Annotated in this window: 12 protein-coding genes; 10 read left to right on the top strand and 2 right to left on the bottom strand. The window is 42.2% G+C overall.

From position 1 onward, the window contains the following. Positions 1-52: 52 nt before the first annotated feature. Genes EVJ32_RS05960 through EVJ32_RS05970 form a run of 3 tightly spaced genes read left to right on the top strand, consistent with a single transcriptional unit; the run spans position 53 to position 1,424 of the window. Positions 53-463, top strand: coding sequence for a MarR family winged helix-turn-helix transcriptional regulator (locus EVJ32_RS05960; RefSeq protein ID WP_131457450.1), 411 nt, complete (start codon positions 53-55; stop codon positions 461-463). A 22-nt stretch (positions 464-485) separates the two neighbouring features. Next, a complete protein-coding gene (locus tag EVJ32_RS05965; RefSeq protein WP_070327751.1) occupies positions 486-1,124 on the top strand; it encodes a nitroreductase family protein in 639 nt (212 codons plus the stop codon). Positions 1,125-1,139: 15 nt separating this feature from the next. Then, positions 1,140-1,424 carry a putative quinol monooxygenase gene (locus EVJ32_RS05970; RefSeq protein WP_070327752.1) on the top strand — a complete coding sequence of 95 codons (285 nt, stop codon included), beginning with the start codon at positions 1,140-1,142 and terminating at the stop codon, positions 1,422-1,424. Positions 1,425-1,554: 130 nt separating this feature from the next. Here the strand turns inward: EVJ32_RS05970 and EVJ32_RS05975 are convergent, their stop codons facing one another. Both EVJ32_RS05975 and EVJ32_RS05980 read right to left on the bottom strand, forming a co-directional pair. Further along, on the bottom strand, positions 1,555-3,093 hold the full coding sequence (locus EVJ32_RS05975; RefSeq protein ID WP_131457452.1) for a hypothetical protein: 1,539 nt from the start codon (positions 3,091-3,093) through the stop codon (positions 1,555-1,557). Between the two features lie 127 nt (positions 3,094-3,220). After that, positions 3,221-3,478, bottom strand: coding sequence for a hypothetical protein (locus tag EVJ32_RS05980; RefSeq protein ID WP_131457454.1), 258 nt, complete (start codon positions 3,476-3,478; stop codon positions 3,221-3,223). Between the two features lie 141 nt (positions 3,479-3,619). Here EVJ32_RS05980 and dndD (EVJ32_RS05985) point away from each other — a divergent pair, with 141 nt between their 5' ends. From dndD (EVJ32_RS05985) to EVJ32_RS06015, 7 genes are all read left to right on the top strand, one after another. After that, the gene (dndD, locus tag EVJ32_RS05985) at positions 3,620-5,866 is read left to right on the top strand and encodes a DNA sulfur modification protein DndD (RefSeq protein ID WP_131457456.1); all 2,247 of its coding nucleotides are present in this window, start codon (positions 3,620-3,622) and stop codon (positions 5,864-5,866) included. Positions 5,867-5,870: 4 nt separating this feature from the next. Continuing rightward, the gene (locus tag EVJ32_RS05990; protein ID WP_131457458.1) at positions 5,871-6,266 is read left to right on the top strand and encodes a hypothetical protein; all 396 of its coding nucleotides are present in this window, start codon (positions 5,871-5,873) and stop codon (positions 6,264-6,266) included. A gap of 156 nt (positions 6,267-6,422) precedes the next feature. Further along, positions 6,423-7,523, top strand: coding sequence for a DNA sulfur modification protein DndB (gene dndB, locus EVJ32_RS05995; protein ID WP_131457460.1), 1,101 nt, complete (start codon positions 6,423-6,425; stop codon positions 7,521-7,523). 28 nt (positions 7,524-7,551) lie between these two features. Continuing rightward, positions 7,552-9,207, top strand: a complete 1,656-nt coding sequence (dndC, locus tag EVJ32_RS06000) for a DNA phosphorothioation system sulfurtransferase DndC (RefSeq protein ID WP_131457462.1) — start codon at positions 7,552-7,554, stop codon at positions 9,205-9,207. Beyond that, the gene (dndD, locus tag EVJ32_RS06005; RefSeq protein WP_131457464.1) at positions 9,197-11,221 is read left to right on the top strand and encodes a DNA sulfur modification protein DndD; all 2,025 of its coding nucleotides are present in this window, start codon (positions 9,197-9,199) and stop codon (positions 11,219-11,221) included. Before dndC ends, dndD (EVJ32_RS06005) begins: the two co-directional genes overlap by 11 nt. Continuing rightward, positions 11,205-11,585: a DndE family protein gene (locus EVJ32_RS06010; RefSeq protein WP_131457466.1), complete on the top strand. Its 381-nt coding sequence runs from the start codon at positions 11,205-11,207 to the stop codon at positions 11,583-11,585. Before dndD (EVJ32_RS06005) ends, EVJ32_RS06010 begins: the two co-directional genes overlap by 17 nt. 1 nt (position 11,586) lies before the next feature. After that, entirely contained in the window at positions 11,587-12,705 is a 1,119-nt protein-coding gene (locus tag EVJ32_RS06015) for a cysteine desulfurase family protein (protein WP_131457468.1), read from the top strand. The last annotated feature ends 50 nt before the right edge of the window (positions 12,706-12,755 follow it).

Raw genomic sequence — 12,755 nt, forward strand, 5'->3', positions numbered from 1 at the left:
TAACATTTGACTTGTCAATGATTGATGAGTCAAATATGAAAGGTGGGACGCAATGGAGCTACGAGAGATGAGCCGGTTGCTATACCAAATCAAACTCGCCGACCAGCGCGTCGCGACATCGTTCGAGCGTGAGACAGGTTTCAGCCTGACCCGCTACGAGATGCTCATGATCGTCAACGACAAAGGCGTCTGCTCGCAAAGCGAGATCCAACAAGAGATGAAGATCGACAATGCGGCGATCACCCGTCACTTGAAGATTCTCGAGGAGAAAGGCCATGTCCAACGTGAACGGAACGTCGCGAACAACCGCGAAGTGTTCGTCCGCTTGACGGAGACGGCGGCACGCGAGTTGCAGCACTGTGAACAAAACCATGACCAGACGAACCACATGATCGCCAAAGTATTGTCGGAGTCGGAGATGCAACAGCTATCCGCTCTATTACAAAAGCTAAATACTATTTGAACAGAGAAAGAGGAGATTAACTATGACAACTACATTTGAAAACAATACATTAACGGACGTAATGCTCGACAGAAAGTCGATCCGCGCCTATGACGAAACGGTCAAGATCCCACAACTCGAGATGCTCGAGATGATCCAAGAAGCAACGACGGCCCCGTCTTCAGTCAACATGCAACCGTGGCGCTTCGTCGTCGTCGAGAGCCCGGAAGCAAAAGAGACGTTGAAACCGTTGATCCGCTTCAATACGCTTCAAAACGATACGTCGGCCGCGATGGTGCTCATCTTCGGTGACATGGAATGCTACGAACTCGGCGAAGAGATCTACGATCAAGCCGTAGCGGAAGGCAAAATGCCACAAGATGTCCGTGACAGACAGTTGGAAATGTTTATTCCTTACTACAAAAACTTGTCGAAGCCAGAGATGAACGATATCGTCAAAATCGACTCAAGTTTGGCAGCGATGCAGTTCATGCTCGTCGCCCGTGCCCACGGTTACGACACGAACCCGATCGGCGGCTTTGAGAAAGACCAATTGGCGGAAGCGTTCGGACTCGACAAAGACCGCTACGTGCCGGTCATGATCCTCTCGGTCGGCAAAGCGGCAGAAACAGGCTACAAATCAGTCCGTCTCGACGCTGAAAAAATCACAAACTTCAAATAATCGGAGGAATTCAACATGATCTTAGTCAACGCCATTTTTGATGTGAAAGAAGCAGAGTTCGAAAACTTCTTAGCCGATATCAACAAGCTCATCGACTCGTCGAAACAAGAAGCAGGATGCCTAGGCTATGAGCTCTATCAGTCGACGACGTCAGAGAACCGGTTCGTCATGATCGAGAACTGGGCCGACCAAGCCGCTCTCGAGCAGCACAACCAAAACCCGGACTTGATCGCCTTCGCCCAAAACGTAGCCAACTACGTGACGGCGAAACCGGTGCTCCATGTGACGGAAGTCAACTAATCAGCAGACGGTCGACCTCGTGTCGGCCGTTTTTCTGTACACTCTTTAGCATGATCCCGACCATTGGCAACCCTTATCCGACTAGCAGGCATACAAAAACCGCTTCTACATGTGTAGAAGCGGCTGTTTATTATATACCGAGAATGGCGAACGATACGCCGACGACACCGATGAGCGCCATCGCGTAAACGGGTACGCGCGGCATCTCGCCGTTGTTGTCGAGTGCTTTCCCGAACATGAAGAACACGATCGGATGCACGAGGAACGGCATCGAGAAGATGAGCGGGATGAGAAGTGATGCCTCCGTCCCGAACATGCCACCTTGGACCGCTGCGAAGAGGCCAAAGTGTGAGATGGCTGACGATTGCGCCATCGTCGTGTAGTCGAATGCGATCGTGCTGAAGCTGAGGATGACGAGACCGCCGAAGACGGCCATCATCTGCCAACCGAACGAGAACTGCATGAGCGCCTTCACTTCTTTGAAGTCCTCGCCGTTCGCACCGCGCAAGTTTTTAAGCGCGAGTGCCGTCAAGACGAGACCGACCAAGACAATGATCGCCGTCGGCCAGATCCAAAGCGCCCCGTTGTCGGCACTGACTGCCAAGATCGAGAACACGAAGATGTGACCGAAGAACGGGATGTTGATCATGATCGGCGCACGTTTTGCCGCCACTTGACCGAAGTCACCGGCCGTACATGCACCTGTGAGACCACTGTGCGACAGCGAACCGGCCATACCTGGTGCGAGGTTACGGATGTGCCCCGTGCGGGCGAACCACATGAGGAGCGCGATCCCACCGAACATCCAGAACAATTGACCGAAGAAACCGTAAACGAGAATCGAGTTCATGCCTTCAATGGCGAAGGCGTCACCGATCCGCGAACCACCGACCATGAAGTTGGCCGCCAACACGACCGGGATCCCGGCGAACAAGAGCGCGCGGACGGTCGGTCCGTACGTCCAGTTTTGGAAGATGGCACCGAGTGCTGATGACAAAAGCATCGCAAAGAAGATTTGCGGCAAGGCGATGACCGGTTGAACGGCCATGGCGATTGCGTACGAGATGAACAAGATGACGAGCAGTAACGCCGTCTCGATCAAGCCCTTTTTCATATAAACGTGCTTGTCGTCGATCTGTGCCTTATGGTCGATCAAGAGGAACGATGCCGCGAGACCGATCAACGCGAGGATTGGGTAGTAGAGCGTGATGCCCTCTGCCGTTCCCGGTTGGATCATCATGCGGAAGAACCCTTCGAGTCCGACGAGCAAGAAGAACGAACGAACGATGAAGATGAACTGCGTCCGACCTGTTCCGAGGAACATCTCTTCTTTAGATGGGACGACGATGTCTTTCATCTCGAGCGCTTGCTTGCTTAAGATCTTACGAAGCTCTTGCCCACCGACGAAGAATGAGACAACGAGCGCGATGATCGTCGTCCGCGACAGGAAGTCGACGAGCGGGAACTCAGGGAGACCCGGTGTCGCGATGCCCATCTCGACCATGGCGAAGCCGAGGCCGAGGCCGAAGATGACGATGACGAGGATTGGTGAGAACCGTGAACCGGCCACGACCATCCGCGATAAAATGACCATCGGGATGATGAAGGCCACAAGTAACCAGAATTGGTTGAGTAATTGCATTTGCGATAATTGCTGAACGATTTCCATGAAGTAACCCCTTATACATTTTTTTCACACTGTTTCGAAGTTTACAGGATTGAACATTCTGTGACAAGGGGGTGTGACGTATTGTAAACTTTGAAAGCGGAACCAACTGAAATGGTTCCGCTTTCGGTTAGATATTCGGTTGGCGAAGGCCCCAGATCCCTTTATTTCCCGTGGCATAAAACAAGTCATCTTTGCCATTGAAGCTGGCTGAATCGCTCGAATGGGCGCGAATCTGTTTATTGACGTGAGCCTTCCAATCTTTGTAGCGATCGAGCTCGAGTTGATAATACGACTTTTCGATGTAGTCGTAGATCTCTTTCAATGACGCCGTTCCGCCGTGATGCTGGAGAGCAAATTGGATTTTGCGAAGTAGCATTTTGTTCATGGTATGATCTCCTTTTAAGTATATAGTAGAACATGGTTTTTTTATCCATACCCTTTCTAAAAAAGTTACAGGTTTTTAGGTTGTTTTCCTTTATACTAACAATATAGTCATAACATATTATTTTTCAGAAAGGATTTTACTATGAATCACAAGTTTTATACAAATGAGAAAGAAATTTTAGAAGAAGTCTCATCTCATCATCAGCTATCTCCTAACCTACTTCAAAACGTTCTTACTACTTCAAAGGCTAACTTCTATGGAGAAGCAACTTCTCCAACTAAACGCCAAAAAGAATTAGAAGAAGAACTTAAATACCTGATCAAAAAAGGGAACTCGCTGACGCACCCTACTTCAACTGCAGGAAGATCAGGCCTGAAACTAGTACGTATTCAATTAAATAATTACAAGACATATCTAAATTCGCAAACAATTAATTTCGATACGCACTCTGACGATAAAAACATCATACTAATCGGTGGTCTCAATGGCGCTGGGAAAACTACTATTTTGAAAGCAGTACGTTACTTATTATATGGAAAGCGCGGAATGACCGACTCCGAGTTTCAACAACAGTTTACGAACACCATCAATAACTCTTTCTTTGAAAAAGGTGGACGCGAAGCTAGTGCGTCACTAGTTTTTGAACCTGGTGATGGTCATCACTACGAAATCAAAGTCGTTTGGCAATATAATAGTAAAAAACAAGTTGTATCCGAAAGTAAAACGTTCAGCAAACGGACTATAGGTGCGGCTCGTGCTAAACGGAATGAACAAATTGGTCCGCATAATGTTGACGACTTCAATCGTACGATTGATAAATTAATCCCATTTGAAGCTTCTCAATTTTTAATTTTTGACGGTGAAGAGATTAGACGAATCATTTCTTCACGTAATTCAGCAGATTTTAAGGCAACAATTAGACGAATGAATGGGATGTCTTACTTTAACGAACTTAAAGGCGACCTAGACAAAATCTATTCACGAAAAGTAAATGAATTGGCTACTGCTCAAAAGAGCACAGAGCTTTTAAAATACAACAAAAAAATTTCAGCGCTAAAAGACCAATTGAGCGAACTAACAGAAAAAAGAACCAAAGCTGAACTTCGTGTCTCGACATACAATAAACAACTCGATGAACTCAAGAAGCTTCGGAACGAAAAACTGATGCAAAATAATGAATCGAGAGAAAAGTTTGTCTCAACCATGAGTTCTTTGACAGCACAACACACTCAAATCATGGAGCAAATTTCTAAGCAGTTCAGCGAAGAAGTAATTCCTTCGTTTGCCTCTAAAAAAATTGATGCTTTAAAAAAGCGGTTAAACTTAGAGCAACAGTATGTGTCTGATCAACAGAGAGTGGAACAAATTTTAACGCCCTACCATCAATTTATGTCTAAGCTTCTTTCAGAACCAATCAATCCCCCTTTGACTGAGGAGCAATTACACCAAGTCGAAGAAATCGGAAAAGCGATTTGGTTGTCAAAAGAAAATTATAAGGCCTCTACTCCAGGAGAGGATCAAAAAACTTGGCACGACCTTTCACCGAACGATCGCAGATTTATCATGGGCGTAAATGCTTCTTCCGTTAAAGAACAGATTGTTGAACTGATTAAGAAAGCTAACAACATCAAACATTCAATCGACACCTTACAACAAAAAATTGATTTAGCCCCATCGGCAATTAGTGTTGATGGAGAAGATAAGAAAATTCAAGAAATCACAGAAGTGCTCGGAAGAACGAAGAGTATTTATATGAACATTAAAAAGAAAGAGCAGGAATGCATCCAAGAAATTCGTTCACTGGAAGCGAAGTTAAAAGGAACAAAATCCACTTCCCTAAACGCTTCTGATTTGGAAAACGATGTTGAAGTGTACCGCAAAATTAAAGAAAGCATCGACGAATACTCAGAAAAAGTTTTAGGTTGGAAAATCGATTTGATTAGTCGCGAATTCGATCGAATGCTTAATACACTCATGCGGAAACAAGATGAGTTCGGTCGTGCCTTCGTCGATCGTCACAAGATGATGATTCGAATCGAGAATGAGCGTGGCGCTGAAATTTCAGTCGAGGAACGTTCAGCCGGTGAGATGCAGATTATCTCGTCTGCATTTATTTGGGGGATGATTAAAGCAGCTGATTTGGACTTGCCAATGATTATTGATACCCCGCTTGGCCGTTTGGACAGTTATCATCGTAAAAACCTAGTCGAACATTTTTATAAGCATCTCAGTAAACAAGTTGTCATACTTTCAACCGATACCGAGATTACTTCTGAGTATGTGGAATTGATGAAAGAATACACGTCTAAACAAATTATGTTGGATTATAACCAGAAAGAGAAGTATACATTGATTCGTGAAGGTTATTTTGAACTGGTGAAAGGATAAGATTATGGACTCTAAAGGAATTAAGCTGTCGCAAGTAAGTAAAGAGAGAATCGATGACATCATTAGTCATTTAGAGCATTACGTGCCGAAAGATCCAAGACCATTTGTAGTTAAGCTTAGTTTGATGCATGGAATCGAAAACTACTCTGTTTTAACCGATCTTCCTTCAAACTTGAGCTCTGGCGCGTGGGACATGGGATCAATCATCAATGGCAATGACTACCTGCTTGCAAAACATCTCATCATCAATGAACTGCAAGAAGAGGTAGTGGATGAAAAAATCATCCGCGATTACATGAAAAAGTTCATCGAGTTAGGGGTAGCGCATATTGCTTCCTTACTCGAGTCAGACGATGCAATCTTTGAAGAGGAATTTTTAATCAAATTGCTTACTGCGTAATCTCAGCGATTTACTGCTGAGATTTTTCTTTCGAAAATTTCTAATTTTCTTGAGCTGTTCGCTATTTTTGAAAAGAGGCATATGATAAACTTTATCTATTAAAACATTGTAATTTCATCAAATTACGTACGTAATATATTTCAAAGGAGACTCGTTATGGATCCTAATTTCAGTTACAATTTCCCTGCCTTGCGAGGTCATCAGGCAGAAAAAGAGTATTTTGTGGTTATGTGTCCACTAAAATTGATTCCAAAAATCTTTCTATTTGATGAGGAAGAAGTTCCTCCACAATATCGTTCGCAACGTATTTTAAATAAATCGCGAGTTCCTGAAATCACAAACTATATTGTAGACCAATCAAAAGACTATGTCTTTTCTTCTTTGACGGCATCGATTGATGGGGAAATTCAATTTACACCTTTTTCAGACGAACCAAACTTTAAAGATTTAGGTAAACTCTCCATTGCACTAGATTCTCGTTTCTTAATTAATGATGGACAACATCGACGAGCTGCCATTGAAGAGGCATTAAAAATCATGCCTGAGTTAGGCAGTGAGACTATTTCAGTTGTGTTTTTCCACGATGAAGGATTAGAACGTTCTCAACAAATCTTCTCAGACTTGAATCGGCATGCGATTAATACGACGTCATCCATCGGGATTTTATATGACCATCGAGATCAACTATCCCTCTTAACAAAAGAAATCGTAGAAGAGATTCCTCTCTTGAAGCGCTATACAGAGATGGAAAAGACTTCACTTTCAAAAAACTCGCCAAAATTATTGGCATTGAATCATATTTACAACGCGAATAAGCGATTAATTAATAAGAAAAAAGGTGCACTTTTAACTGAAGAAGATGCATTGAACATCAAAACGTTTTGGTTAACGCTATGCAATAGTATCCATGAGTGGGAACAAGTCTTTAACAAAGAAATCTCACCTCGTGATTTACGTATGATTTCAATTGCCGGTCAAGGTCTATTTATCGAAGCAGCCGCAGAAGTTGCCCGTGCTTTAATTGAACAGAAACCAGACACTTGGGTTGCCTATCTCTCAAAATTCAAAGACATTGATTGGAGCCGATCAAATGAAAAGGATTGGAAAGGTCGTGCTTTTAATGAGAATGGAAGAATATTAAAGAACAACTATACGATTCGTTTAACTGCTATTCGCATCAAATCATTACTTGGCATTGAACTTACTAACGAAGAAAAAGATTTCGACCAACAAAAATCTAACATTACTGTTATATAAGTGTTTTGGCACGAGAGGATGATGATTTATGACACAAGGCATTATTAGTAACTTATTTACTCAACATGATGGCGACACTGTCTCAAGACGTTCCATCGATTTAATTAAGCGCGTTTATCTAAATGACACACGCCCTTGGGTAGTTGGTTTCAGCGGTGGAAAAGACTCAACATTGACGACGCAACTAATTTTTGAGGCGCTGCTAGAGCTTTCACCAGAAGAACTGCATAAGAAAGTCTTTATTATTTCATCTGACACCTTGGTAGAAAACCCACTTGTAGTCTCGATGATTAACGGGTCGCTCCATCGGATGCAAGAAGCCGCTCTAAAATACAATCTCCCGATTGAAACACAAAAAGTCAAACCGCTCACGGAAAAGACTTTTTGGACGAATATTATCGGGCGTGGCTACCCTACCCCTAACCAAACGTTTAGATGGTGTACGGATCGCCTAAAAATCGATCCTGCCAACCGCTTCATTAAAGATAAGGTTTCAAAATACGGTGAAATCATTATGGTTTTAGGTGTTCGTTCGTCAGAGAGTACGAGTCGTGGTCAATCCATTAAAGACCATGAAATTATGGGTAGCGAACTAATGCGACACACTTCATTGGCAAACGCATACGTATTTGCACCAATCAAAGAATTTGTGTTGGATGATGTTTGGAGCTACCTTCTCCAAAACCCTGCCCCTTGGGGAGAAGATCATCACAAACTCCAAAAGATGTACATGGACTCAAGCAGCGAGTGTCCTCTAGTCGTCGACCAAAACATTAAAGAGAGCGCCGGATCATGTGGAAACAGCCGATTTGGATGTTGGACATGTACTGTCGTCAATCAAGACAAATCGCTTACTGGGTTCATTCAGACAGGTGAGCACGATTGGCTAAAACCTTTATTGAAATTCCGTAATAAAATGGTGCTTATTCGAGACGACCGTTCTAAACGGATGCATAAGCGGATGAATGGTGCCTTCTATCTATTAGAGGTGCCGCATGAAATTAAAGAAGATGGTATTTATGTTGCTCAAAAGAAAAAAGGTGGTCGCGCTGCGACTTCTCATAAAGTTGTGGACCGCATTGAAGATTTAACGGACGAGTGCGTTCTCGCAGTACCAAAACGTCAATTGAATCAGTTCATTGCTACACATAACATTGATTTGAGTAAACCAGAAGAATTCAATATCCAGTTTGTCGTTTTTGAAATAAATGATGAAGGACAATCTGTGTATTCACACCTTGGACTTGGACCGTTCACGTTAGCCACTAGAATTGGATTAATGCACGATTTGTTGATTTTGCAACGCGACTTAAAAGTTCCGAACTCTGTTGAGTATAAATTGATCCAAGATGATGAGTTACGTGCAATTCGTCGTCTATGGCTTCGTGAAGGTGATTGGAAAGATACACTACCTATCCTTTATCGTGAAGTGTTTGGTTTCGATTTAGACTGGGAGCATGACGATCGCCAAATTTTGACGAGTGACCAAGCAAATGATTTAGAGCTTCTTTCTCAAAAGCATGGTCTCGATTTCAACATGGTTCAAAAATTATTTACGACAGCAAATGATTTTCTAGGAGTAAAGGTTAAGCGTGGATTCAATAAAGATGTTGCTGGACTATTGAGCCAGGATTATTTGAACCTTTACAAAGAGCAAGGAGATTTAAAGAACTATGAAGATTGAATCGATTGTCCTGAAAAATATTGGAGCATATAAGAATCAGACTTTTGATTTTACAAATCAAAACTCTAATAAGAATGTTGTTTTAATCGGAGGAAAAAATGGCGCAGGTAAAACGACGTTTTTAAATGCACTCCGTACAGGTTTATACGGGAGCCAAGCGTTTGGGATTAAAGCGCCAACTCCTTCCTATTTCCGTGAGATTGATAAACTAATCAATAGCGAAATCCGTGATCAGCGCGAATGGTACAACGTTAAAAAGGTGATTTCAAAAATCCAAATCACGTTCACTACGACAACAAATCATACGACTACACGCTATCTCTTTGAACGTTCTTGGGGAATTGATGCTAAGACGATTAAAGAATATTTCAATATTTATAGAGACGGAGGTACGCTCCCGTTAGCAGAAAAAGACAAGAGTCAGGTCTATTCATTGTTTCTGGAACGGACCCCATTGTATCTCTTCAACGTCTCATTATTTGATGGAGAAACGATTAACCAAATCATTAATGAAGGAAAACTTTCGGAGTATCTCGATGATTTAATGAAGAGTGCCTTTAAATTGGAGATTCCTGATTTACTAACTGAGACCATCGAAACGCTAATTCGCGATGAAGCAAAAACGAAACTAAGTAAAGATAAATCCAAACGTCTGGATGAAATTAAAAATGACTTGATTGAAGCTGAACAAAAACTTCAAAAAATCCAGATTGAAAAAACACAAGCTCTTCAGCAAACCGAAGCAAGTGAAGCCGAGATTGCCTCATTCTCTGAAACACTACGTGCCCATGACGTGATTAGTAAAGAAGAAGAAACACAGTTAAAAGATGACATTAGAAGGCTTGAACATGAACGTCAAAACTTAAAGCAGTCTACTTCAGACTTCTTTAGTGAGTACTATGCCTTCACACTTAATCACGACTTACTTAAGCAAGCCGCAGAGCAAGTGGAATCAGAATTATTGGTTCGAAGCGTAGAAGATTTAGAGAAAGTCTTCACCGATGAGTTCTATAAAAAAGTATCGCGTAATTTGGGTGGTACCGTTCAACACGAGTTGTTGAAAACTGAATTTAATTCTGCTTTGAAAAATGCGGTTCCTGCAACAGAAATCATTCATGATGCTTCATTCAGTTCGAAGGCAAAAGTGGAGAATATGCTCTCGCTTGTTAACTCGCACTCTTCTTCAGAGCTATTGTCGAACATCGATAGAGATGATGAAATTATCGAGGCCCTGAAAACCCTACGTAGAAAACTGATCATCCGAGAAGAGAATCATGCCGATTTCGAAAAACAATTTGAAGAGTTGAACCGATTAAAAGTGAATCACCTTCACTTGAAAGAGCGTTTTGAAAACATCATCCATGCTGAAGAGGAACTTCATTCTCGCTATTCAAGTCTAGTAGAAGAGAATGCACTCCTGAAGCAAGAAATTGATAAAATCACTTCAAAATCCAGCTTACTTTCTCAAAATGCAAATCTCACTTTAGCTCTACTGGAAGACTTCAGACTTCAACAACGCTACAAAGTAATTCGCAATGTTGAAGAGAATGCATTACGTATGTTAAAAACATTGATGCGAAAAGAGGATTATATTGAGAAGCTATCTATCTTGCCTGAAGATTTTTCACTGACTTTACGATCTAAAGATCAGTCGCGTATCTCTGTGGCAACTTTATCTTCTGGTGAGAAGCAAATCCTATTGCTTTCATTGATTTGGGCAATCTTCAAAGTTTCCGAGAACCAAATGCCATTTATTTTCGATACATTGTTAGGTCGGTTGGACCGAGATCATCGTTATAACATTCTTCAAAACTTGCTTCCTAACTTTGGTGAACAGGTCTTAGTGTTGTCTACAGACTCAGAAATTAGTAAGGATTACTACGATGTACTTAAACCGTTTATTTCTAGAGAGTACAGTCTCCAATTTGATAATGAGCACTCAGAAACTCAAGTCATTCCATCGTATTTTGAATTTGAAAACGCGCAGGTGAAAACTAATGAATTACCGTCTTAAATTAACCGAGCAAACCCATCTCTATTTTAAAGAGATTTCGAACTCGACTCATATCACGCCAAATATATTGGCCCGTTTTGCCGTTGGCATTTCGTTGAAGAACAAGCTGGCTCCTGCAAGTATTAAAGGTCGAGCGATTTCAAATTTTGAAATCAATCGTGCGACATTAACTGGAGAGCACGACGAGATGTTCAAAATGATGATTCTCCAACATGCGAAACAACACATTGAGGAAGAGCAATATTTCCCCGACTACTTTAACGCACATATTTCTAGAGGTGCCGAAGAGCTTTATCAACTCTTTCAATTCTCTAGAAGTACGAATCAATTCTTAAGAGAGTTATTGGCTCTACAGGAGGGATGACATGCTATACCTAGACAACAGCTCGACGACCCCGGTTTATCCTGAAGTACTTGACGCGATGCTCCCCTACTTTCTTGAAGAGTTTGGGAACCCTTCTAGCAAGTACTACTCACTCGCTGAGAACTCTAAAAATGCCGTCGAGCAGGCTCGAGAACAGTTAAGCAAATTCTTTAACTGTTCTTCTTTGGAGCTGTATTTCACTTCAGGAGCTACTGAAAGTAATAATTGGATTTTAAAGAGTGTGAGTTCTTACCTACCGGATCATCAAGTGATTACTACGGTAGCCGAACATTCATCTAACTTAGAAATCGCAAAATATTTGAGTGAACAGCTAAATGTCCATGTGGAGTACCTGTCAGTTGACCAGTTCGGGAGAATTGACTTCTCTGAATTGGAATCTCTGCTAAAGAGCCGTCCTACCTCACTTGTCTCAATCATCTGGGGAAATAATGAGTTAGGGTCTTTGAATGACATTCAGAAAGCTTCTGAACTGTCTGCCCAGTATGGCGCGCTCTTCCATACGGATGCGACACATGTCGTCGGAAAGATGAAAATCAACCTGTCAGAACTGACGAACGTTCATTTCCTATCTGCTTCGGCGCATAAATTCAACGGTCCAAAAGGTGTCGGCGTCGCTTATGTGCAAAAAGATGAAGATGGCATTCCAAGAAAGTTGACACCATTAATACACGGTGGAGGCCAAGAACAAGGCGTGCGCGGCGGAACGTTAGCTGTTCCTTTAATCGTAGGGATGGGGAAAGCCGCTGAAATGCATCAGGCATCCTTGTCTAAGAACATTCAGAAATTGCAAAAACTTGAACACCAATTGGTTCAACTTTTATCCCAAAAATTCGGATCGAATATTCGCTTCAACAGTGACCATACTGATAAAATACCTGGTATTGTGAATGTTCAATTCATTGGGATTAACAATGAGGTACTCGTGAAACAATTGGCTCCTGTCATGGCCGTTTCCACTGGGTCAGCATGCAGTTCAAGTAAGCCGAGTCATGTATTACAAGCAATCGGTTTAACATTGGACGAAGTGCGATCGTCGATTCGATTCTCTTTATCTTCAAGTATCGATTCAAAAGATCTAGATATTTTTAAAGAACTTTAAGAAGATCACACAGAAAAAAGACCGGCTCATTTTTAGTTGAGCCGGTCTTT

It is taken from the genome of Exiguobacterium sp. SH5S4 (assembly GCF_004337045.1).
Classification (GTDB): domain Bacteria; phylum Bacillota; class Bacilli; order Exiguobacteriales; family Exiguobacteriaceae; genus Exiguobacterium; species Exiguobacterium aurantiacum_A.

Coding starts and splice junctions, on each gene's coding strand:
- EVJ32_RS06010 (WP_131457466.1), top strand. CDS start 11,205: ATGAATTACCGTCTTAAATTAACCGAGCAAACCCATCTCTATTTTAAA.
- dndB (WP_131457460.1), top strand. CDS start 6,423: ATGGATCCTAATTTCAGTTACAATTTCCCTGCCTTGCGAGGTCATCAG.
- dndD (WP_131457464.1), top strand. CDS start 9,197: ATGAAGATTGAATCGATTGTCCTGAAAAATATTGGAGCATATAAGAAT.
- EVJ32_RS05975 (WP_131457452.1), bottom strand. CDS start 3,093: ATGGAAATCGTTCAGCAATTATCGCAAATGCAATTACTCAACCAATTC.
- EVJ32_RS05960 (WP_131457450.1), top strand. CDS start 53: ATGGAGCTACGAGAGATGAGCCGGTTGCTATACCAAATCAAACTCGCC.
- dndD (WP_131457456.1), top strand. CDS start 3,620: ATGAATCACAAGTTTTATACAAATGAGAAAGAAATTTTAGAAGAAGTC.
- EVJ32_RS05970 (WP_070327752.1), top strand. CDS start 1,140: ATGATCTTAGTCAACGCCATTTTTGATGTGAAAGAAGCAGAGTTCGAA.
- EVJ32_RS05990 (WP_131457458.1), top strand. CDS start 5,871: ATGGACTCTAAAGGAATTAAGCTGTCGCAAGTAAGTAAAGAGAGAATC.
- EVJ32_RS05965 (WP_070327751.1), top strand. CDS start 486: ATGACAACTACATTTGAAAACAATACATTAACGGACGTAATGCTCGAC.
- EVJ32_RS05980 (WP_131457454.1), bottom strand. CDS start 3,478: ATGAACAAAATGCTACTTCGCAAAATCCAATTTGCTCTCCAGCATCAC.
- EVJ32_RS06015 (WP_131457468.1), top strand. CDS start 11,587: ATGCTATACCTAGACAACAGCTCGACGACCCCGGTTTATCCTGAAGTA.
- dndC (WP_131457462.1), top strand. CDS start 7,552: ATGACACAAGGCATTATTAGTAACTTATTTACTCAACATGATGGCGAC.